Here is a 22,561-nt window from a genome sequence, read left to right as displayed (position 1 = left end):
CCGTCCTAATTTATTCACTTTCCAATTGTTTTTTAGCATTATCTAATTCAGCCTTATCTTTTTCTGAAAGTTCCGGGAATTTTAAATCCATTTTCTCTAAAGTATCAATAATGATCTGTATAGCAGAAAGTCTTGCAAACCATTTGTTGTCGGCAGGAATTACATACCATGGTGCGTGATCTTTTGAGGTTTCGTTGATGGCTTCTTCATAACATTTCATATATTCATTAAATAAAGCCCTTTCAGGAAGATCAGAAGCAGAAAATTTCCAGTTTTTATCCTGTTCGTTGATGCGGTCAAGGAGTCTTTTCTTTTGTTCATCTTTTGAAACATGAAGAAAAATTTTAATAATGGTTGTTCCATTTTGAGCCAGATGCTTTTCGAAATTTCTGATGCTTTCGTAACGGTTTTCCCAGAATTTATCATCAAAATCATCTACAGAATCCCAGGTTTTTTCGCTCAAATTATATTCAGGATGTACTTTACAAACCAAAACACTTTCGTAATGCGAACGGTTAAAAATTCCTATCATTCCTTTTTGAGGTAAAGCCAGATAATGCCTCCACAAAAAATCATGCGAATATTCTTTTGAACTTGGGGTTTTAAAACTCGTCACGCTACATCCTTGTGGATTGACACCGCCGAAAACGTGTTCTATAAGACTGTCTTTTCCAGCTGCATCCATTGCCTGAAGTACAACCAGCAAAGATTTGCTTCCATCTGCATAGAGTTTTTCCTGAAGTTCTCTAAGTTTTTGTTTCTCTTCATTAAGAATGATAATACCATCATCTTTTGTAAGCGGACCTTCATATTGAGTGGGTGTTTTTTTAATCGAAAAATTTTCTGTCACTTTAAAATTATCTGAAAAATTCTTATCCATTGATATTTTTTTTATCTAAAATAACAAAAAACCGCCTCAATTGAGACGGTTTCTACTATTTTTTTAATCTGAACACTATTTAGCTGCTTTCTTTGCTATTTTAGCTGCTTTTTTATCAGCCTTAGCTTTAGCTTTTAGCTCGGCGGGAGTTAATGGTTTAGGGTCAGGAGCATTAGGATTTACATCACCTTTGATGTAAATTACACTTCTGCTGTTTACAGGATCATTAGAAAAAACTTCAATCATTTTATTGAAAGCACCTGGAGACGCAGTGTTGTAACCCACTTTTATCTTTGCAGATTTTCCGGGTAAAATAGGATCCTGGCTGAATTCCGGAGTTGTGCATCCGCAAGAAGGTTTTACATTGGAAATAATTAAAGGCTTGTCACCTGTATTAGTTACTGTAAAAAATCTATTTCCGTCAGAATTTGGCTTTATTTGACCATATTCGTACGTTGTTCTGTCAAAAGTAATGGTTTGTGCAGATGCTAATGCAAAAGTTCCGAATAATGCAATTCCTGCGATTAATTTTTTCATATTCTTGAATGTTAATATGTTTGTTAGATAAATTTTGAGGAACAAAGTTAAAAATTATTTTAATTAGTGCTTACATTTTTTTACTTTAAACTATTTTTGCAAATCGTAAAGAAAAGAAATTAAGAATTTATGCAGATTTCAGAAAAGTACAATCCAAAGGAAACAGAACAAAAGTGGTACAATTACTGGTTGGAAAACAAATATTTCCATTCAGAACCGAATGACAAGCCGCCTTACACTGTTGTAATTCCTCCGCCAAACGTAACGGGGATTTTGCACATGGGGCATATGTTGAATAATACCATTCAGGATGTTCTGGTTCGTCGTGCAAGAATGCAGGGCTTTAATGCCTGTTGGGTTCCGGGAACAGATCATGCTTCTATTGCTACAGAAGCTAAAGTTGTTGCTAAACTGAAGTCTGAAGGAGTCAATAAATCTGATATTACTCGTGAAGAATTCTTAAAACACGCTTGGGACTGGACTGACAAATATGGAGGAACGATTCTTGAGCAGTTGAAAAAATTAGGATGCTCATGCGATTGGGACAGAACCCGTTTCACCATGGAGCCAAAACTTTCTCAGCAGGTCATCAAATCTTTTGTTGATTTATACAATAAAGGACTAATCTATCGTGGGTACAGAATGGTCAATTGGGATCCTGAAGCGAAAACCAATATTTCTGACGAAGAAGTAATCTTTAAAGAACAAAACGGAAAATTATACTTTCTAAAATACAAAATCGAAGGATCTGAGGAATTCCTTTCTGTAGCTACAACGCGTCCTGAAACCATTTTCGGGGATACTGCGGTTTGCATCAATCCTAATGATGAAAGATATGCTCATTTAAAAGGTAAAAACGTTATCGTACCGATTGTTGACAGAGTAATTCCTATCATCGAAGACGAATATGTAGATATTGAATTCGGAACAGGAGCTTTGAAAATTACGCCTGCACACGACATCAACGACTACGAAATAGGACAGAAACACAATCTTCAGATGATTGATGCTTTGGATGATGACGGAAATCTGAATGATCACGGGTTACATTACGCAGGAAAAAACAGATTCGAGGTAAGAAAGCAGATTGCTAAGGAATTAGAAGAAAAAGATCTTTTGCTGAAAGCAGAAGATTACATGAATAAAGTAGGAACTTCAGAACGAACTGGTGCGGTCATTGAACCTAAAGTTTCTGTTCAGTGGTTCCTGAAAATGTCTGAAATTGCAAAACCAGCCTTGGATGTTGTAATGGATGATGAGGTTAAATTTTATCCTGAAAAGTTTAAAAATACCTATAAACACTGGATGGAAAATATCCGCGACTGGAATATTTCCCGACAGCTTTGGTGGGGACAGCAAATTCCTGCGTATTATTATGGTGACGGAGAAAATGATTTTGTCGTTGCTGAAAGCATCGAAGAGGCATTAGAACTTGCAAAGCAAAAAACCAACAACGATCAACTAACAACTGAGAACTTAAAACAAGACGAAGACGCTCTTGATACCTGGTTCTCATCATGGTTGTGGCCAATGTCGGTTTTCGATGGATTGCTTGATTCTGAAAATAAAGATATTAATTATTATTACCCGACTTCAGACTTAGTGACAGGTCCGGATATTATTTTCTTCTGGGTTGCCAGAATGATTATGGCAGGATTGGAATACAGAAAAGAAGTTCCTTTCAAAAATGTTTATTTTACGGGGATTGTAAGGGATAAAATTGGCAGAAAAATGTCTAAGTCTCTTGGTAATTCTCCGGATCCGCTGGATTTAATGGAACGTTATGGAGCTGATGCTGTAAGAGTAGGAATTATGATGAGTTCTGCTGCTGGAAATGATCTGAAATTTGATTCCGAACAAATTGATGAACAGGGGAATGTTCTTACAGAAAAACAGATAAAACAAAGAATGGATGAAGGTAGAGATCCAATTTATACTTCGCCTCTTTGCGATTTGGGAAGGAATTTCGGAACTAAAATCTGGAATGCTTTTAGATTAATCAATTTGTGGAATCATGAAGATAAGCCTGCAAATTCTACTGAAATTCAGACAATTGAATGGTTTGAAAATCAACTGAATAAATCAATCGTTGAAATTAATGACCAATTCAGCAAATTCAGAATATCTGATGCTTTAAATTTAATTCAAAAACTAATTAAAGATGATTTCTGCGGATGGTATCTTGAAGCAATAAAACCAAATTATGGTGAAGGTATTTCTAAAGAGGTCTACAATAAAACAATTGAGCTCTTTGAAGAATTAATGAAATTGCTTCATCCGTTTATGCCGTTCTTAACTGAAGAATTGTGGCAGGCTATTTCTGAAAGAAATATTGATGAGGCTTTAGTTATCGCTCAGCAGAAAAAAGCAGAATCGTTTGACGAAACAATTATTAAAAACTTTGAAATAGCATCCGAAGTCATTTCGGGCATTAGAAATTATCGCCAGACAAAAGGAATTTCTTCAAGAGAAGGAGCAGAAATTTATACAAATGCTGCAGAATTTAAGAATGAAGATGTTATTAAAAAACTGGCAAATGTTTATGATATTCATTTCGGGACAAAAACAGATAAGCCAAGCTTTACATTTTTGGTAGGTGCAACGGAAATTTCCATTCCTCTAAGTGAAAACTTAGATTTAGCAGAAGAGAAAGCAAAAACAGAAGAAGAACTAAAGTATCTGAAAGGATTTTTGATTTCTGTAGACAAAAAACTTTCAAACGAAAAGTTTGTTGTCAATGCAAAACCAGAAATTGTAGAAGTAGAGCGCAAAAAACAAAAAGATGCTCTGGACAAAATTGCGATTCTTGAAGAAAAATTAAAAACGCTTTAGGTTTATATCCAAAGATGTGTAGATATGCTTTTAAAATATATAAGTTCCATTATGTTTGTTTTAGATGTAAAAAAACATTTAAACAAACTCCTGTGGATGATATTTTACTAAGAATAAAAAAAGACAAAGTATATCATGAACTGAATGGAAAATCCATTAAAAAAGTTGGACAGGTATTTACAAAAAAAGAGATTAATAATTTAAAAGAATTAAGTGACGAAATTGAAAATAGAACTATAAAATGTCCTGAATGTAGTAATCTAATGGTTAATTTGGGAAAAGATTTTAAAGCTCCGAAAATATCTGCTACAAAAGAATGGAAAATTATAGAAGGACTTTATAGAATTGGTAAAACCTTTTTCAGTTGTGGATGTGACGGAATTGGATATATTCCACAAAATGAAAGAGACTACAAAGATTATTTGGAAAAAGTTTTAACAGATTATCAGGATTCTATTAAATTTTATCAGAATGTTAGTTTTGAAGAATATCCTGATAAAATAGAAAGAATAAATTATTGGAGCGAGAAAAGGCTGAAAATAGAATTAGAAATAAAAAATTTAAATTAAAAATTAAAGACGTAATATAGCTTTAATCCTATCTTAATATAAAATGCAACACTTAGAAAATATACAAAAACTTTTTTCCAAAGACTTTGTAGAAAGTCCGTTACTGGAAAGTTTTGAAGTCGGAAAAATATATCTTTCGACCGGAAAACTGGTGGCTTGTGATCCTTTGATTACGAATGATATGCAGCCGTTTTCTACTGAATTTCCAAAAGGAGATTTTCAGGTCATACTTCACAAAGAGCGGGAAAGCAATTGTGTTGCGTATGTTGAAATCGTTTTCAGTGACGAAAAAATATCGTCATGGAAAATGGCAACAACCGAAAATCAGCATACGGAAGATTTAGCCGAAGGAGAGGTTTTTGGATATCCTGTAGAAAGCGGAATGGGATGTTTTATGGATTTTGAGACACAGGAACAGCTTAACCTTTTGGAGCAGAAGCTTTTTCGCAGAAAGGGAGATGATTTTATGGGAATTTATGAAGAATTTTTTCACGGACATTTTTTCGATGAAAACGGAGCGATTGATCAGTTTGCATTTTTAAAACCAAATGAAGAAACCCCCGGAAATATTTTTGCTTTTGAAACAGGTTACGGAGAAGGCTTCTATGCGAGCTATATTGGTTTTAACGAAAAAAATGAGCCTGTAAAGGTAATTACAGAATTTATAGAGATATTGGTAAATTAAAATTACTTACATTTAAACTTTATATTTTAACAAGCTAAGATTTTTATAAATGAAATTCTCATCACAACAACCAAAAATCGTAGTCATAGGAAGCTGTTCACTTGATTTAGTCTTGTATACAGATAAAATTCCGGGCGGTAATGAAACCGTAATGGCTCACCATTCCGAAAATTTTTTTGGAGGTAAAGGTGCCAATCAGGCTGTTGGAGCCGCAAGATTGGGCGCTAATGTTTATTTTGTGGGCTGCGTGGGAATAGATCCTTTAGGACAGCAGATTATGCGTAATCTTGTGAATGAAAATGTAAATGTAGGTTATGTTTGTGAAACAGATCAGGCACCCACAGGAATTGCTTATGTAACCAGTTGCAACGGAGATTTCTCTATTGTAGTTGATCCTGCTGCCAATAAATATCTCGCTACTGAAAACGTAAAGAACGCAGAAAAATATATTGCAGCATCTGATTTGGTTTTGCTGCAGCTTGAAATTTCTATGGAAGTAGTAGAATTTACCGTAAAAAAGGCAAAGTCTTATGGCAAAATGGTAGGTCTTTACGCATCACCCGGAAAAAGGCTTAATGACGAAATTTTAAATTCTGTTGATTTTATTATCGCTAAATCAAATGAGCTGTCTGTAATCTTTGGAGAAGATGAAAGAGAAAAGATTCTCGAAAAATATTTCAATAAACTGTTTGTAAGAGACGAAACCAATTCCACGCTTTATTTTAACGGAACTGAAATGAAATATTTCCGTAATGAAAATGAAAATATGATTTATAAAATGGGAATGGGTGATGCTTTTACTACAGGTTTTTCTATCGCAATGTGTCATAAAAATACTATTGAAGACTGTGTGAAATTCGGAAACCTTGTCTCATCGAAAGTTTCTTTAGGCAAAGGTGCTCAAGCAGCTTTACCTTATCTTAAAGATATAAAGTAAACTTTATTTGGTACATATTGAAAACCGTATTATTTTAAAGAATTTTAAACTAAAATTTCCACATTTGATGTGGATTTTTTTATTTCTGAATCATGCAAAAAATTAAGATTGTTACAGATCAGCAAAATCATCTTACTGCACATCTGTTTCTGCCGGAAAAGTCTAACGGGAAGTTTCTCGTCATCAATTCAGCAACAGGAGTAAAGCAGCAGGTTTATTTCGCATTTGCTCATTTTTTGAAAGATGATGGCTTTACGGTAATGACTTATGACTATTTCGGAATAGGGATGTCTAAACCGGATCGCATAAAAAACTGTAATGCTTCTATGAAATCGTGGGGAAATTCTGATTTCAAAGCAGTAACTGATTTTGTAATAAAAGAATTTAATAATTACATAAAATTCTGTCTTGGGCATTCTGTGGGAGCTCTTTTACTCGGCATGAATAAAAATTCTGATATATTCAAACAATTTATTTTTGTGGGAACTCAAAATGCTTTTGTAGGAAATTTAAGGTTTAAGACAAGAATAGAGGCTTATCTTGGATTTGGAGTTGTACAGCCAATTACAAGTTTTGTGTTGGGATATTTTCCTGCCCATTGGTTTGGTTTGGGAGAAAGTTTGCCTAAAAATTGTGCTTATGACTGGAGAACCTTAATTTTGAACCGAAAATCTACCAATAAACTGCTTGAAAAAACAGAAAATTATTCTCACAGATTATCACAAAAAGTTTTGGTTTTATATGCTGAAGATGATGACTGGCTTACGGAAAAAGGAGTAAAAAGTCTGTTACGGGATACTTATCCCAATTTAAAGCCCGAATACAGACTGTTAAAAGTCTCGGAATCTGATAAAGGTGAAATTGGACATGTGAATTTTTTCAGAAGCTATAATAAGAAGCTTTGGAATATTGTTTTAAATAAAATCTGAAATTCAAATCAGACAAGTCTTTAATAATTAGATTAAATTTAACTTCATAATGAATAACATCGTACAAAACACAATAAAATTCGTAAAGGAAAAACTGGAAGGAGCAGAAGCGGGTCACGACTGGTTTCATATTGAAAGAGTGTGGAAGCTTTCCCGAAAAATTGCTGAAACTGAACAATGCAATCTTGAGGTTGTGAAACTTTCGGCTTTACTGCATGATATTGCTGATCCTAAATTTCATGATGGTGATGAAACTTTAGCCTTAAAAATTTCCAGAGAATTTCTAGAAATTCAGAATGTGAGTGAAGAAACTATTCAACAGGTTCTTTTTATTATTCAAAATATTTCATTCAAGAATAGGGGAGAAGCTCCTGAAAACTTACCAATTGAATTGAAAATTGTGCAGGATGCTGACAGGCTGGATGCAATTGGTGCTATTGGAATCGGAAGAACGTTCAATTTCGGAGGTTTTAAAAATAATCTGATGTATCATCCCGATATTCATCCGAAACTGAATATGTCAAAAGAAGAATACAAAAAATCCAACGGAACTACCATTAATCATTTTTATGAAAAACTATTGCTGCTGAAAGACCTTATGAATACGGAAGAAGGAAAAAAAATAGCCGAAGAAAGACATCAGTTTATGCTGACTTTCCTCGACCAGTTTTTGAAGGAATGGAATGTTGAGTAGAAGCTTGCTATTGTTTATCTTTGCCAAATGGGATTTATCATTTTTGTCATTTTTCTGTCACTTATTTTTTCACTTTTTTTAGCTAAAGTTAAAAAGGGGGCTTTAGGTCAGTATGCAAAAATTTTCAGATTTGCGTCTGTTATTTTTTCCATATCAATTTTTAGTTATTGGTTTGTGAAAAAATCAGCTGTCAGTATTGTAAATGATTCTGTTTCTTTGCAGATGATCAATAAACTTCCTCAGACATTGGATTTTTATGTTATCAACCTTAATAATCTTGATCAGAATTTGCCTATAGAAACCAAGCATATTGGAAAAATTCGTCCCGAATTTTATAGAATTGAGTATCTGAAAATGAATAAATCTGATGAATACTGGGTTGCAGGTTTTCTGGGAAGAAAAAATCTTGTTTATTTTTCACAGCATGCCTTACCCAATAAGAACATGGATCAGATTGTTGAGGTTCAGAACTACATAAATCAGAGTGAAAAGCTATCAACTATAGCCAGGAAAGAAGTTGAAGCCCATAATTATGAAAATATGCAGCTTGGAATTTGGGTAACCCTCTGTTTTCTTCTGATTTTTTTGAATCTGGGATTATTAATGAAAAGAAACTAACCTAAAATAAAGATGGTGGATTATCTTGTGCCATCCTTGGAATAGGAAGATCAGTTTTCCATTCTTTGTTGATTTTTTCGATAAAATATGCCGATAAAAGCGGTGATGCTTTTTCTACATTTTGATGTACAAAAAAATATAAATTCTGCAATCCTTCTTTTTTCCATTGTGTAAGATGATTCAGCCAGTCATCTAATCTTTCGTAATCACTTTCGTGATTGGCTCCAACGTATCTTACAAAAGCATTGGGCGTCGTCAGTCTCATATGAAGCATATCCCGTCTTCCTGCTGTATCTACAATGATATTGGTAATTTGGTTTTCTTCAAAAAGCTGACAGGTTTTGTCTAAAATTTCTTCATCTGTAAACCATTCTGTATTTCTGAGTTCGATAGCTAAAGGAACTTCTTTTGGCCATTTGTTGACAAATTGCTCCAGTCTTTCATAATCTTTTGGTTTAAAATTATCATGCAGCTGTAGAAAAACCATTCCCAGTTTTTCATCAAAATTTAAAACAGCAGTTGCAAATTGTGTTACTACATCATCAACATTCAGAAGTCTTCTAAAGTGCGAAACGGTATTGGTAATTTTAGGAAAAAACTTAAAATTCGGAGGCGTTTTTTCTTTCCATGTCTGCACCTGTTCAGGAGTCGGCATTCCGTAGAATGTAGCATTTAATTCGATAGAATTGAATTGCTTTGCATAGTAAGTAAGTTCATCTTTTGTTCCTTTCGGATAAAAGCCTTTGAGGTCAGTTTTATTCCACTTTGCGCAGCCAATTGATATGTTTTCAAGCCCTTTTTTATTTTGCTTAAGAATTGCTTTGGTTCGTGAATGATCTTTTGGCAGGGTAAAATCTATTTGAGAAGGATCTTCAACTTGTCCGAATTTCATTGTATAAATTTTGATGATTAGTCTAAAACAAATATAAAAATAAGCTTTTAAATTTCTCTAATAATGCACAATAAAAAACTCCCTTTTCGGGAGTTTTTTCATTTGATTATGTTGGTTTCTAATTGCTTTCCTTCACTTTTCTATTCATTTTAGCTCGTACAGCAATGGCAGCAGCTAAAGCAAACAGTGCAGGAATATAATCATCAATAGGAGCAGGATTTGGATCTCCGGGATTTCCGGGATAAGTATCTTCTGCCACCTCATCCTGAGTTTCATGTACATAAGGATTATCTGATGTTTCCTGTTCCTGCGCTAATGCAAAACCGGAAACAGCAAACAAAGCAGTTATTAATATCTTTTTCATATCTTAATTTTCATTTTTCAAGTTACAGGGTATCGCCTGTCTGTTGTTTTTAATCAAATCAGTCAGGCGAGTCCATCATTCTTATTTAATTATTTTTTTCGTGTATTCTTTGCCTTCAGATACTGCTTTTACAACATACACTCCTTTTGCATCCAGAGTGATTCTGATTTCCTTAGAACCTCCCTCAACAGTCTGAATCTGTCTTCCCGAAGCATCGTAAACGATTACACTATCAATATTTTTGTTGTTTCTTACCACAAAGTGATCTCCGTTTCTGTACACTTCAAAAGAATCTTTAGAAACCTCTGAAGTTGATAATACGCCCAGTTTGTAAACAATCTCGAATCTGCTGGAAACATCTCCCGAGTTGGCTGCAAATGAGTAAGTATTATTCTGAAGATCAGTATAAGTTCCCGTTACTTTATCATGAAGATAAATCGCCTGTCCGTTATTGAAAATTCCTTCTTTCTGAACCAATGAAATGGTGAAGTTCCCGTTTTGGAAATGTTTTGCACCTACCGGAACCACATCATTGATATTGAAGCTTTCTCTCCCCTGAATCACAAGTTTCTGAGTGCCTGCCAATGTATAAAATGCATCAGAACCTGTTCCGATTGCTTTTGAATCGTACTGATCAAACGAGTTGGACGCTCCGTTGATATAAGCTACTGCAAATGTATTGTTCGTATTATAAGAAGAGTTTAATCTCAACCAGAATTTTCCTTCCGCAGATGAATTGTTCTTGTTGTAAAAAGTCGCCGGAGCTGCAGTTCTCATATCATTGTTAAAACTTAGAGAAGTATCTGCTGTATTAGTCGCTTTTACGATGAATCCCTGTCCTATTTTTACGCTGTTTTGCGTAGGAATAACCGAAATATTCGGAGCCGGAGTCCAGATTTGAGATGCAGGGTTATAGGTTGCATATCCTACGTTTGTAGTGGTAGCTCCACCCTGTACCGTTACGCTGTTGCTGGTGTTGTCCCAGAAATAGAACGTATTTGAGATTCTTTGTGAGTTGGCATTGTAGAACGCTATTAAATCAAGATTTGACGGATAAGGATTTCCTACAAGGTTGTATCCGTTTCCTGCCGTTGACAAAGTAAAAGTCTGGGTGCCGTTGTTGGGTGTTCCCGTGAATTCCGCATTAGAAACTGCAGGAGTTTTAATAGAATATCCTTTTGCAAAAGCAGAAGTTGTAGAAGCTGCATTCACAAAATAATCAGTCGCTGTATTATATTCTGTGATGAATGAAGGAGTACCTCCGCTTTCGTAAATGTTAATTAGATTTTGAGACATAACAGGAGATGACCAGAAAGCATATTGATCAACGTAGCTTGTTCCCTTTTTTCTTACGGTAAACACTCCTGAATAATTTAAAACCGATCCATCTCTCTGAATAAGATTTCCATCATTTTTTATTGTAACATCACCTGCATTGATTGTGTTTCCAGAAGTTATTTCCAATACGGCATCCTTATTAACAATGATGTTTTTAGCGGTGAATGCAGAATTTGAAATAGTGGAATAAGGTGCATCAATGATGGCCGTTATATTTGCTGTAGGTGCTCCATTACTCCATGATGTTCCGTTCCAGACTGTAGTAATTAAATTACTGCAGTCTGTAGAGAAATATATATCTGGATATTCCGCTTGTGCATCCGATAATTGTACATCGTCTATGCATACAGATAAGTTATTGTTTAAGGAACCTGAAAAGTAAGTACCTTCATATGCTCCATTTCTAAGATTCAGCTTTACTAAACCTGACATGTTTATAACATCGATTCCGTATAAATTTGAAGCATTGGAAACGTCAAACTGGGTGATTAATGGGCAATGTACTAATGTTACTGTTGATAATGCTAATGAATTATTAGGTATAGTAGCACTAGTAAGTGTTGAGCAATATTCAATGCTTAAATTTTCTAAAGAACTACATTGCGAAAGATCTAAAGTGTTAAGTTGTGTACCCTGAATGATAAAATCTTTAAGAGCAGTGCAACCTAGAAGATTTAAAGTGTTTAAATTCCCCCCAAAGCTAATCTCCAAATTATTATTGTATCCTATAAAAAAATTAACTAAGCTAGAGCAGTTATTTAAGTTTAATTCTTTCAACTCTGCATTACCGCCTAATTTTAAATTAACCAACGATGTGCAGTTTTGCGCATTTACCAATTCAAGATTTTGAGGTAAACCATCATTATTCTCATGCGGTTTAAATGCTTTTAAAGTGTGTAGATGAGATAAATTGCTAATATTAAGATTCGGCATAAAACGAGCCGTATTTACAATATCAATCTCTTCTAGTAATGGTGTAGGAGAAAAATTAACAGTACTGATAGGCTGATTAAAAGCCACAAGTTTTTTTAAACTAGGAAGCCCTGCAAGATTTAATGTAGTTGCGGTTCCTAAAGTAACAGAACCCATTGAGGATGACGTGTAAATATATCTGTTATAAAATCCGCAGTCTAATTCTTCAAGATTCACTAAACCTGCAGATGATAAATCAATATTCGGAGCATTAAGACCTTTTATTTTCTTTAAAGAAGAACATCCGTTTACGTTGAGTAATGATATATATGGCAAGATATCTTGTGTTGTAATTTGCTGTAAGTTGACACAGTCATTTGCCACCACTTCTACAGGAATGGATGCAAAATTTCCATAAGCTAAAGAAGATAATTTTATATTAACTAAAGATGACAAGTTTGGGACATTGAGTTTTTCAAAACCACCATCAACTATTATGGTTAAATCACTTACAGGACTGTTTTCAATGGTAAGTTCTTTAAGTATTCCTTCAATAATCTGATTGGGGATAAGTTGAGAACAATTTTTGATGCTCAGTTTTTCAGCAGTAATAGTGGCATATTGGCTATTTACAGGTGAGGTTATTACATCATTCAATGTTTGTAAAGAGGAACAGTTATCAAAAGTAAATGCAACAATACTTGGATTAACGTCTATTGATGGCATATACTTTACTTTTCTGATGTAATTATTATTTAAATAATTCAGAATTACAGAATGTGCATGATAAATGTAAAGTTCTTCAACATTGGCAAATAATGTTGCATCAGAAACACTATCCGGGACTAAGTTACTTGCAAATGTGGGAAGCTGTACTTTTAATATTTTTACTTGTTGAGCTTCCGAGAGCTGAATTTCTCCATCGCCGTTTGCATCAATAGCAATAGAATTTCCGTTAACGTCTTTTGCAATACTGTTGCCCGGATTGGAACTTAAGATTAAACTTTTGAATTTGGAATCTGTGAAATTCAGATTTTGAGAGTAAGCCGATGAAAATAAGCTTACACAAAGAGCAATGAGAGTTTTTTTCATTTGTGTTTTTTTAGATTGAAATTAGAGATAAAATCAACAAGGCAAAAGTACAAATATTTTTTCTCTGCTACAAAAAAAATCACATTACGGTGTTTTTATTTTGATTTTAAAATACCTCAATATGAATCTATTGAGGAAAGTTTAAATTAAAATTTTTGTTTGACTAAATTCTCAGCAGATTGAAGGAATCTGGCTTTTACAGTGTTTTTATTAACGTATTCAAAGAACTTAGGAGGATAAAATGCCTCTACAATATGCTTTTCTTTCTTAAACTCAGGAATAATGGTCTTTGCAGCTTTTCTGCTATTTTTTATCCGTAATTTATGTGGTTTTATCGGTAAATAATTTTCAGTTCTTTTTTCATTTATTTCAAATCCGTACCATTTTCCGTTTTCTTTTAAAACAATTGGTGTAAAATAGGTTCTTTTATGAACAATCTCTCCTTTATCATTTTTTACTACATAAATAATTGCATAATCGTAAATAGAATAATTAATCTGATTCATGTGAGTAAAAGAATTGAAAACAATCGTATCTGCTTTTATTTCTTCATTGAAACTTTGCTCAACCTTATAAATGTTTTTATATTTCAAATAAAAGCTGTCATCAGATTTTACTCTTTCCACAGAAATTTTCTTTCCAACAAAAGCATAAATTTTATACTGTGAATAAACAATATTCGCCGCCAAAATCAGTAAAACAAGTATGACTTTTTTCATTTTTTATAATTTATTATTCTCCGTAGTCACTTATTTAATTGCATTCAAATCAAAATCATCATTCATAACGAACGATTAATAAATTTTTTGCTGCTTAAACTAATCATTCTCTTCAAGCTCAAAAATTTCCTCAACCTTTTTACCAAAATATTTGGCGATTTTTAAAGCCAAAACGGTTGAAGGAACGTACTTTCCGGCTTCCATAGCATTAATAGTCTGTCTAGAAACTCCTATCTCTTTAGCTAAATCTTCCTGAGTAATATTTTTAAAGGCTCGTGCGATTTTAATTGTATTTTTCATTTTTTCATCAGTAAATAATTAAACCTGAAAACATAAAGAACCAACGGCAAAAACATAATGAAAATCATAAAGGTAAAAAATAACATTCCAAAAACGGTTAAAAATAATAGAAGAACTATTGTATAAGTAACGATCAGACTCCAAAAAACTGATTTTAGGCGTAAACTCGATATATATTCGTCTTCAATTTTTTCTTTCGAAAATCCAACAAGAATTCCGCCAATAATGATTAAAATACCAAATAAATTGGGGAATAAATCAACTTCTGTGGTTTTCATAAAACCTGTTTCTCCGTGATTAAAAAAACCTGAATTATAGATAACGGGAAATGAAATCTGAAAATCAAAGAACCTTGAAAGAGAGATTAATCCAAAAATAAGTGACGGAATAAAAATAAACCAGCCAATCGTTTTGAAGCGGTTAGGTAAAAGTGGTAATGTATTCATATTGTAAAATTTTAATGACACAAATGTAAAAAATATTTTACAATTTGTAAAGTTTTTTTTACTTTCTATTTAAACAAAAACCGCAGAAAAAATTCTGCGGTTTAAATATGTTTATAGCTAAACTTGCTTGTTTCTTTTGACTTTTTACTTGATCTTATATTAAGCCTCACAAGCCGAACAAGTTACAAAATTTACCATCATTTCCTTAGAAACTGATGAGCTTCTTTGGTAATATAGTGTTTTCACTCCTTTCTTCCAGGCTTCAATATAGAGATAATTTACATCTTTTACAGGCATCGTAGACGGAATCTGTAAATTCAGAGACTGAGCCTGATCGATGTATTGTTGTCTTTGTGCAGCCTGAGAAATAATCTCCATCGGAGAAATCTCTTTAAACGTTTTGAATACTGCTTTTTCTTCGTCTGTTAATTCATTTAAATGCTGAACAGAACCATGATTTAGCATAATTGTTCTCCATGTATCTTCATTGTCAAGACCTTTTTCTTCTAATAATTTAGCAAGATATTTATTCTTACGCATGAAGTTTCCTTTTGCCAAACCTGCTTTGTAATAATTCGATGCGAAAGGCTCAATTCCCGGAGAAGTCTGTCCCAAAATTGCTGAACTCGAAGTAGTAGGAGCGATTGCCATTAAAGTGGTATTTCTCATTCCGTATCCTTTCAGAAGTTCCGGCTCGCCGTAAATATTTGCCAATTCTTTCGACGCAATATCAGCCTGCTCTCTGATGTGTCTGAACGCTCTTGCATTAAACTGAGTCGCTTCAAAACTTTCAAACGGAATCATATTTTTCTGCAGATAAGAATGATAACCCAAAACTCCCAAACCAAGCGCTCTGTGACGCATGGCGAAGTTTCTTGCACCCTGCAGATAATAATTCCCTTCCGTTTTTTCAATAAATTCTGATAAAACCGCATCAAGGAAATAAATAGCAAGCTTCACAGCGTTGGTATCTTTCCATTCGTCATACAATTCCAAATTCATAGAAGAAAGACAGCAGATAAAAGACTCCTCTCTGGTTGACGGAAGCATGATTTCCGAGCACAGATTACTTGCATTAACAGTCAGTCCTAGATCTTTGTAAACCTGAGGTTTGTTTCTGTTAACGTTATCGGTAAAGAAAATATACGGAAGACCTTTTTGCTGACGGCTTTCCAAAACTCTTGCCCAGACTTTACGCTTATCCATATCACCGTCAATCATATCCTGCATCCAGTAATCCGGAACGCAAATTCCCGTAAACAAATTCTGAATCGGGCTTCCAATGTCTTTGATGGATAAAAATTCTTCGATATCACCGTGGTCAATATCAAGATATGCTGCAAAAGCACCTCTTCTTACGCCACCCTGAGAAACCACATCCATTGCAGTATCAAAAAGCTTCATAAACGAAACTGCTCCTGAAGATTTTCCGTTGTCGGTAACTGCTGTTCCTCTGTTTCTGAGTTCCCCGAAATATCCCGAAGTTCCGCCCCCGATTTTTGTCTGCATGATGACTTCACCCATTTTGTGGGTAATTCCTTCGATGCTGTCCGGAATATGAACATTGAAACAAGAGATTGGAAGACCTCTCTGCGTTCCCATGTTTGCCCAAACAGGAGAAGAAAAACTAATCCATCCTTTCGTGATCATTTCTTTGAAAGCTGGCTGCAGTTCGGGTTTGTATAATTTTTTTGCTGCTGCGGTGGTAATTCTTTCAATGGCACCGTCTACCGTTTCGCCTTTCAGAAGATAGCCTCTGTTCAGCATTTGCTCAGATTCTTCGTTGAGCCACCAGATATTGTTGTTTTGTTCTTCCATTTTTTATATTGTAAAATGCCAATGCATTGTTTTGTTATTTTTTAGGAGCAGAAAATTTAGTCTTTCTTTTCATTTGTGTACCTGCTTTCGCTGCTCGCTTTTTTCTTTTGCAAAGAAAAAGAGCTCAGACATGCCGCTCAATCAGGGCTAAAATGACGATTTGCTTTCTTTACTTCTGAATCTCGTTATTGCAGAGAATGATGTAATCTTTTTATTCCTGCAATTTTGGTTTTCTAATCAACCTTGTCAAGGTTCCAAACTTTGACAAGGTTTTTTTCGCAATAATCCCATTTCAGAAACTCAATTCCTAAGTTTTGGCTGAAGCCAATGGATTTTCTTTTATTTAAAACGGGCTAAAGCCCGTTCCTATTGAATTTTACAGTTTGTCATTCCGAGGAACGAGGAGTCTCTACTTTTTGTAGAGATGCTTCGACAAGCTCAGCATGACATCTCTAATACTAACTGTTTGGTGCTAGATCTTAAAAGCTTATTGAAGTTTTTTTCGTTGTAAAATGACTAAACTTCTTGATAGACAAGATTAATTTACACCAATCAGAAAACCTCCATTCTTTTTTAGCCAAATACCAACTTTACATCCTGAAAAAGTGTTTCCAGACATTACTATTCCAGGGAATCTCAATTCACTACCTGTTAAATCAAAAAGATTGGGAGATGGGGAGTCTGAACATTTTACAAAATAACCCTCTGGAGTATACAATTCAGCAGTAGTTTTGAATGCATCTCCTTGATTCTGTTGAATTTCAAATACGGTTTTATTATCCATTGTACATACCCACAAATTTTGATGCTTTTCAATTTTCAATCCTGCTTTTTCACCATCTTTCGTTGAGTAAATTCTGTTTCCTATCACTTTTGCTAGATAAGTTCCATCCGAATGGTAGATTGGTATTTGTGTGGTAAACCCAATAGCTTGATCCTTTATAATCTCTATTAAATTTGTATCTTCATACTTTAAAATCACAGGTACATTTATAAATCTGTTCGTAGCTAAAGTTACTTCTGGTGATGTTTGAAATATAAGTGAATTTTCCATATTATTTAAATCAAGAATGTATTACTATTTTTTTTCCTTTTTTAAAACAAATCATTCGCCGTAATACTCTTATCATGCTTAGTATAATCTACCGGTCTTTTGGCGAAGAAATCATCCATAGAATTGGCGAAAACTTCTTCTTCAAACCACATCAACGGACGGTATTCTTCAGGAGAAATTTTATATCTCGGTTCCATACCGATTTTCTTCAAACTGTCGTCAACTCGGTATTTCATGAAGTTGATCAAATCTTCTTTCGAGAATTTATCCAGTTCACCCAGCTCAAAAATCCAGCTTAGGATTTCTCCTTCCAGTTCTACCGACTGATCAACTAAAGTATAAATATCTTCGATGTCAGAATCCGTTAATAGATCAGGCTGTTCCTCACGGATTTTATTGATGAGATAAATTCCGCCGTTGGCGTGAATCTGCTCATCCACTGAAGTCCATGCAATAATGTTGGAAACATTTTTCATGTATCCTTTAAATCTCGTGAACGAAAGAATAATCGCAAACTGAGAAAATAAAGACACATTTTCAATCAGAATACTAAATAATAAAAGCGATGAAACATACTCTTTCGGTGTTGCAGAATTAGCATGCTTCAGAACATTAGACAAAAATTCAATTCTTTTTTTCAGGGCAGGAACTTCTACCACGTGAAGGAATTCTTCATTATAACCCAAAACTTCCAGCAATCTTGAGTAGGCTTCCGAATGACGGAATTCACATTCTGCAAATGTAGCTCCCAAACCATTCAGTTCAGGCTTTGGAAGGTGGTTATACAGGTTTCCCCAGAAAGATTTTACGGAAACTTCGATCTGAGCAATTGCCAAAAGTGCATTTTTTACTGCATTTTTTTCGTGTGGCTCCAGCTGAGAGTGAAAATCCTGAACATCTGCTGTAAAATCTACTTCCGAGTGTACCCAGAAAGATTTGTTAATCGCTTCTACAAACTGCAGAACTTCAGGGTATTCAAATGGCTTATAACTAACTCTTTTATCGAAAATTCCCATATTAAAAATTTAATTTTTTATTTACTAAAACCGGCGGTCATTATGCTTAGAAAATTGCGTTATTTAATAACTTATTGTTTATCTGAATGTTAGCTTTTTGGCTTTGCATTCATTACGAATTTGTTATTCATATCACAAACTACGTACAAAGTTAGAAAACCAACCTCTATTTTGAAAGAGCTAAAGACTAATTGGCTGACTTTTAACCCTAAAAGTTTTCCACATTTACATGAAACTCCCTTTGGTATTGGATCAGAGCGATTTAACATATTAAAATAATTGTCTAGGTATGATTTTAGTTAAACAATTTAATTTAAATAAATGATTATCAAAGTTTTAAATATTAAACAGATTAAAAACAAAAGAAATTTGAAATATTGTAACAAATTCTCTTGTGAAGCTACTTATTAAAAATTAAAACAGTCTTAGCTTAATGTTAGTAATTCAGGATTTACATAAGTCATACGATACAGGAAAGAGTAAACTGCACGTTCTCAAAGGGATAAATCTTAATATTTCCGAGGGTGAGTTTGTCTCTATCATGGGAAGCTCGGGTTCGGGAAAATCTACTTTGCTGAATATTATCGGAATTTTGGACGAAAAAGATTCCGGAATTTACGAACTGGACGGAATTCCTATTGAGCATCTCAACGAGGTAAAAGCCGCAGAGTACAGATCCAAATTTTTAGGATTTGTTTTCCAGTCTTTTAACCTGATCGGGTATAAAACAGCCGTGGAAAATGTTGCACTTCCTTTGTATTATCAGAATGTTCCCAGAAAAGAGCGAAATCAGAAAGCTTTAGAATATCTTGAAAAAGTAGGATTGGGACAATGGGCAAATCATCTTCCCAATGAGCTTTCGGGTGGACAAAAGCAAAGGGTTGCCATTGCAAGAGCATTAATTACAGATCCGAAAGTCATTCTTGCTGATGAGCCAACCGGAGCGTTAGATTCCAAAACGACGCATGATATCATGAAGCTCCTTCAGGATATTAATAATGAAGGAAAAACAATCATTGTTGTTACACACGAGCCGGATGTAGCTGCACAAACCAAAAGAAATGTAATACTCCGCGACGGAATCATTGAGAGTGATGAGTTTATTGAGCAGATTGTTTTGTAAGGTTGGATCAATCATGAAGAATGAATGATGTATTGATTTAAGAATTGTTGGAAACAATTACAGTTTATATTTAAAAAAATGAAAAATCAGCGGCGAGATTGGCGACCTCAATCATCCAGCTTTCCGCATCAAACCAAAAAATATGTTTGACTTAGATCGTTGGCAGGAAATCTTCAGTTCTATCCGTAGCAATATTTTGCGGACGGTACTTTCTGGTTTTACTGTAGCATTGGGACTGTATATTTTCATTGTGCTTTTCGGGATCGGAAACGGTCTTCAGAATGCTTTTCAGGAAGGATTTACAAGAGATGCACAAAATCTGATCTCAATTTTTACAGGACGTACCAATATTGCTTACGGTGGTTTGCAGGCAAATAGAGATATAACCCTGAATAATTCTGATTATGAAGCCATCATTGGTTCTCAGCCTGATAAGGTACAGTATTCCACACCGAGATATTCTACTAATTTTTTGGTGAAATATGGGAAAGAAAGCGGTAATTATCAGATATCGGGAGCAAACGATGAAGAATCATTTATTGAAAACCGAAAACTGGTAAACGGAAGATTTATTTCAAAAAGAGATATCGCCAATAATCAATATGTGGCGGTAATCGGAAGAATGGTTCAGCGGGATTTGATAAAAAATGGTGATCCTATAGGAAAAGAAGTCGAAATCAATGGCAGTATCTTCAAAGTAATAGGGGTTTTTGCAGACGACGGAGGAGACTGGGATGAGCGGATGATCAGCTTACCGGTTTCCACTTTACAGCAGATCAAAAAAGGTTCTGATACGATAAGCAGTATTTACATTGCGTATGATGAAAATATGAAACCTGAACAGGCTATCGAATACGGTAAAAATCTGGAAAAAGAGCTGAAAGCAAGAAAAAAAGTATCTCCGGATGACGAAAACGCAATTTTTGTCAACAACCGTGCAGAAGGACTTAAAGATTCTTTCACTTTCCTTTTTGTGATTACGATGATTGTCGGTTTTATCGGAATGGGAACTTTGCTGGCGGGAATTATTGGGATCAGCAATATCATGGTATATATCGTAAAAGAACGAACCAAAGAAATTGGAGTAAGAAAAGCAATAGGAGCCAAACCGAGAAGTATTGTAGGGCTCATTATGCAGGAAAGTATTGTCATAACAGTTATTTCAGGTTTTATTGGAGTAGGAATTGGAGTTTTGACACTGGAACTGATAGGCGACGGTCTTGAGAAATATTTCATTAAAGATCCTAGTGTAGGATGGGGGTTGATTTTTGCAGCATTTATCTGTCTCGTTATTTCGGGATTGATTGCAGGGTTTATTCCGGCTTACAGGGCTTCTAAAATCAGACCGATTGAAGCATTGAGAACGGAATGACAATAGTGAATGGTAAATAGTGAATTTTAAGTTTGAAATGATAATTTTGAATATCCGCTATACTCAAAGAATCTATACATGATTAGAAGTGGGCAGTCGTAATATAAATTCAGGAAAAAATCAAATTCACGTTGTAAATAAAAATTGATATTTAGAAAATGAACATCATATTCAGAAAAGATACATGGCAGGAAATTTATTATTCACTCAAGAATAATAAGCTTCGTACCTTTCTCACCATGATTGGTGTGGGTTGGGGAATGTTTTTGTATGTGAGTCTTTTGGGTGCTGCAAAAGGAATGGAAAATGGTTTCGATAAGCTTTTTTCAGGTTTTGCGACCAATTCTATATTTCTTTGGGCGCAAAATACATCAATTCCTTACAATGGTTTTCCAAAAGGCAGACAAATGTCGCTTCATTTGCCGGATATGGATTTGCTGGAAAGAAAAATTCCGCAGATAGATTATATATCTCCTCAGAATTCCAGAGGAAGTTTTGGAAATCCGGGCGAGCAGATGAGCAGAAACGGAAAAACTGCAGTTTATACCTTAACCGGAGATTATCCTGTAGGAAATAAAATTTCAGAAAAGAAACTGATTTTCGGACGTTACCTCAACGATGCCGATATTTCAGGAAACAAAAACGTGACAGTCATCGGAGAAGGTATTTACAAAAACTTTTTCGATGCCAAGAAAAATGAAAATCCTATCGGAAAGTCAATCAACATTAAAGGAATATTTTTCAACGTTATAGGAGTTTATAAAGTAGCCAAAGCCGGAGGTCCGAATAACAATGATACCACCGCTTTCATCCCGCTTTCAACTTTTACCAAAATGTTTAATGATGGTGACCGCGTAGACTTTTTTGCGATCGTAAGTAAGCCCGATGCAGATTTGGCAATTGTGGAAGATCAGGCAAAAGATGAGCTTAAAAGTAAGAACAGTGTCTCTCCGGAAGATACCAATGCATTCGGAACATTCAATTTAGGGAAAATGTTTGAAAAAATGACCGGTTTTCTTACAGGAATGCAGCTGTTAACAATCATTGTAGGAACATTAACGATCATTGCCGGAGTTATTGCGATCTCTAATATCTTACTTATCACCGTGAAAGAACGTACCAAAGAAATTGGAATCCGCCGTGCTTTAGGAGCCAAACCTTCTGAAGTAAGAAATCAGATTCTGCTGGAAAGTGTTGTGATTACTCTCGTCTCAGGTTTGATTGGGTTTATGTTCGGAATTATTTTGCTGATGATTATAGATATATCCACAAAAAATCAGGATGCGTTTCCTTTTTACAATCCCACAGTAAATTACGGTGATGTATTTTCAGCAATGGGTGTGATGATTTTACTGGGACTCATTATCGGAATGATTCCGGCACAGAGAGCAGTAAAGATCCGACCGATTGAAGCATTAAGAAGTGAATAAGTAT

At 34.6% G+C, this 22,561-nt stretch carries 21 protein-coding genes; 10 read left to right on the top strand and 11 right to left on the bottom strand.

Going from position 1 to position 22,561, the window contains the following annotated elements; genetic code table 11:
* Positions 1-10: 10 nt before the first annotated feature.
* Together FNE73_RS16280 and FNE73_RS16275 are read right to left on the bottom strand one after the other, a co-directional pair.
* Entirely contained in the window at positions 11-880 is an 870-nt protein-coding gene (locus FNE73_RS16280) for a polyphosphate kinase 2 family protein (RefSeq protein ID WP_143885612.1), read from the bottom strand.
* Positions 881-955: 75 nt separating this feature from the next.
* Positions 956-1,417, bottom strand: coding sequence for a DUF1573 domain-containing protein (locus FNE73_RS16275; RefSeq protein WP_143885611.1), 462 nt, complete (start codon positions 1,415-1,417; stop codon positions 956-958).
* A 129-nt stretch (positions 1,418-1,546) separates the two neighbouring features.
* Here FNE73_RS16275 and FNE73_RS16270 point away from each other — a divergent pair, with 129 nt between their 5' ends.
* The 7 genes from FNE73_RS16270 (at position 1,547) to FNE73_RS16240 (ending at position 8,681) form a co-directional block, all read left to right on the top strand.
* Positions 1,547-4,249 (top strand): valine--tRNA ligase, encoded by a 2,703-nt coding sequence (locus FNE73_RS16270; protein ID WP_143885610.1) that lies wholly within the window; start codon positions 1,547-1,549, stop codon positions 4,247-4,249.
* A 92-nt stretch (positions 4,250-4,341) separates the two neighbouring features.
* Complete coding sequence (locus FNE73_RS16265) at positions 4,342-4,818, top strand: hypothetical protein (protein ID WP_143885609.1); 477 nt, start codon at positions 4,342-4,344, stop codon at positions 4,816-4,818.
* A gap of 43 nt (positions 4,819-4,861) precedes the next feature.
* A complete protein-coding gene (locus tag FNE73_RS16260; protein WP_143885608.1) occupies positions 4,862-5,503 on the top strand; it encodes a DUF4241 domain-containing protein in 642 nt (213 codons plus the stop codon).
* Between the two features lie 49 nt (positions 5,504-5,552).
* On the top strand, positions 5,553-6,440 hold the full coding sequence (locus FNE73_RS16255) for a ribokinase (RefSeq protein WP_143885607.1): 888 nt from the start codon (positions 5,553-5,555) through the stop codon (positions 6,438-6,440).
* Positions 6,441-6,532: 92 nt separating this feature from the next.
* Positions 6,533-7,369, top strand: a complete 837-nt coding sequence (locus FNE73_RS16250) for an alpha/beta hydrolase family protein (RefSeq protein WP_143885606.1) — start codon at positions 6,533-6,535, stop codon at positions 7,367-7,369.
* A 49-nt stretch (positions 7,370-7,418) separates the two neighbouring features.
* Positions 7,419-8,063, top strand: a complete 645-nt coding sequence (locus FNE73_RS16245; RefSeq protein ID WP_143885605.1) for an HD domain-containing protein — start codon at positions 7,419-7,421, stop codon at positions 8,061-8,063.
* 174 nt (positions 8,064-8,237) lie between these two features.
* Positions 8,238-8,681 carry a hypothetical protein gene (locus FNE73_RS16240; RefSeq protein ID WP_228430175.1) on the top strand — a complete coding sequence of 148 codons (444 nt, stop codon included), beginning with the start codon at positions 8,238-8,240 and terminating at the stop codon, positions 8,679-8,681.
* 1 nt (position 8,682) lies between these two features.
* Here the strand turns inward: FNE73_RS16240 and FNE73_RS16235 are convergent, their stop codons facing one another.
* The 9 genes from FNE73_RS16235 to FNE73_RS16195 all read right to left on the bottom strand — a co-directional run bounded on the left by FNE73_RS16235 (position 8,683) and on the right by FNE73_RS16195 (position 18,632).
* The gene (locus tag FNE73_RS16235) at positions 8,683-9,573 is read right to left on the bottom strand and encodes a DUF72 domain-containing protein (protein ID WP_143885603.1); all 891 of its coding nucleotides are present in this window, start codon (positions 9,571-9,573) and stop codon (positions 8,683-8,685) included.
* Positions 9,574-9,691: 118 nt separating this feature from the next.
* Entirely contained in the window at positions 9,692-9,937 is a 246-nt protein-coding gene (locus tag FNE73_RS16230; RefSeq protein WP_143885602.1) for a hypothetical protein, read from the bottom strand.
* A gap of 81 nt (positions 9,938-10,018) precedes the next feature.
* Positions 10,019-13,279, bottom strand: coding sequence for a T9SS type A sorting domain-containing protein (locus tag FNE73_RS16225; RefSeq protein WP_143885601.1), 3,261 nt, complete (start codon positions 13,277-13,279; stop codon positions 10,019-10,021).
* 146 nt (positions 13,280-13,425) lie between these two features.
* On the bottom strand, positions 13,426-13,998 hold the full coding sequence (locus FNE73_RS16220) for a hypothetical protein (protein ID WP_143885600.1): 573 nt from the start codon (positions 13,996-13,998) through the stop codon (positions 13,426-13,428).
* A 99-nt stretch (positions 13,999-14,097) separates the two neighbouring features.
* Positions 14,098-14,298 carry a helix-turn-helix transcriptional regulator gene (locus FNE73_RS16215; protein WP_143885599.1) on the bottom strand — a complete coding sequence of 67 codons (201 nt, stop codon included), beginning with the start codon at positions 14,296-14,298 and terminating at the stop codon, positions 14,098-14,100.
* Positions 14,295-14,744 carry a hypothetical protein gene (locus tag FNE73_RS16210; RefSeq protein ID WP_143885598.1) on the bottom strand — a complete coding sequence of 150 codons (450 nt, stop codon included), beginning with the start codon at positions 14,742-14,744 and terminating at the stop codon, positions 14,295-14,297. The genes FNE73_RS16215 and FNE73_RS16210 overlap by 4 nt, the downstream gene beginning before the upstream one ends.
* A gap of 159 nt (positions 14,745-14,903) precedes the next feature.
* Positions 14,904-16,562: a ribonucleoside-diphosphate reductase subunit alpha gene (locus FNE73_RS16205; RefSeq protein ID WP_143885597.1), complete on the bottom strand. Its 1,659-nt coding sequence runs from the start codon at positions 16,560-16,562 to the stop codon at positions 14,904-14,906.
* A 538-nt stretch (positions 16,563-17,100) separates the two neighbouring features.
* Positions 17,101-17,616: a hypothetical protein gene (locus FNE73_RS16200; RefSeq protein WP_143885596.1), complete on the bottom strand. Its 516-nt coding sequence runs from the start codon at positions 17,614-17,616 to the stop codon at positions 17,101-17,103.
* Positions 17,617-17,657: 41 nt separating this feature from the next.
* Positions 17,658-18,632 (bottom strand): ribonucleotide-diphosphate reductase subunit beta, encoded by a 975-nt coding sequence (locus FNE73_RS16195; RefSeq protein ID WP_089745735.1) that lies wholly within the window; start codon positions 18,630-18,632, stop codon positions 17,658-17,660.
* Positions 18,633-19,065: 433 nt separating this feature from the next.
* On the opposite strand from FNE73_RS16195, the gene FNE73_RS16190 reads away from it, so the two are divergent.
* The 3 genes from FNE73_RS16190 (at position 19,066) to FNE73_RS16180 (ending at position 22,557) form a co-directional block, all read left to right on the top strand.
* Complete coding sequence (locus tag FNE73_RS16190; protein WP_143885595.1) at positions 19,066-19,755, top strand: ABC transporter ATP-binding protein; 690 nt, start codon at positions 19,066-19,068, stop codon at positions 19,753-19,755.
* Positions 19,756-19,897: 142 nt separating this feature from the next.
* Positions 19,898-21,127 (top strand): ABC transporter permease, encoded by a 1,230-nt coding sequence (locus tag FNE73_RS16185; protein ID WP_143885594.1) that lies wholly within the window; start codon positions 19,898-19,900, stop codon positions 21,125-21,127.
* Positions 21,128-21,285: 158 nt separating this feature from the next.
* Positions 21,286-22,557 carry an ABC transporter permease gene (locus FNE73_RS16180; protein ID WP_089745727.1) on the top strand — a complete coding sequence of 424 codons (1,272 nt, stop codon included), beginning with the start codon at positions 21,286-21,288 and terminating at the stop codon, positions 22,555-22,557.
* Positions 22,558-22,561: the final 4 nt, after the last annotated feature.

It is taken from the genome of Chryseobacterium binzhouense (genome assembly GCF_007474545.1).
Taxonomy (GTDB): Bacteria; Bacteroidota; Bacteroidia; order Flavobacteriales; family Weeksellaceae; genus Chryseobacterium; species Chryseobacterium binzhouense.
Note: the sequence above shows the minus strand (reverse complement) of the source record. Positions and strands in the feature narration are given on the sequence as shown.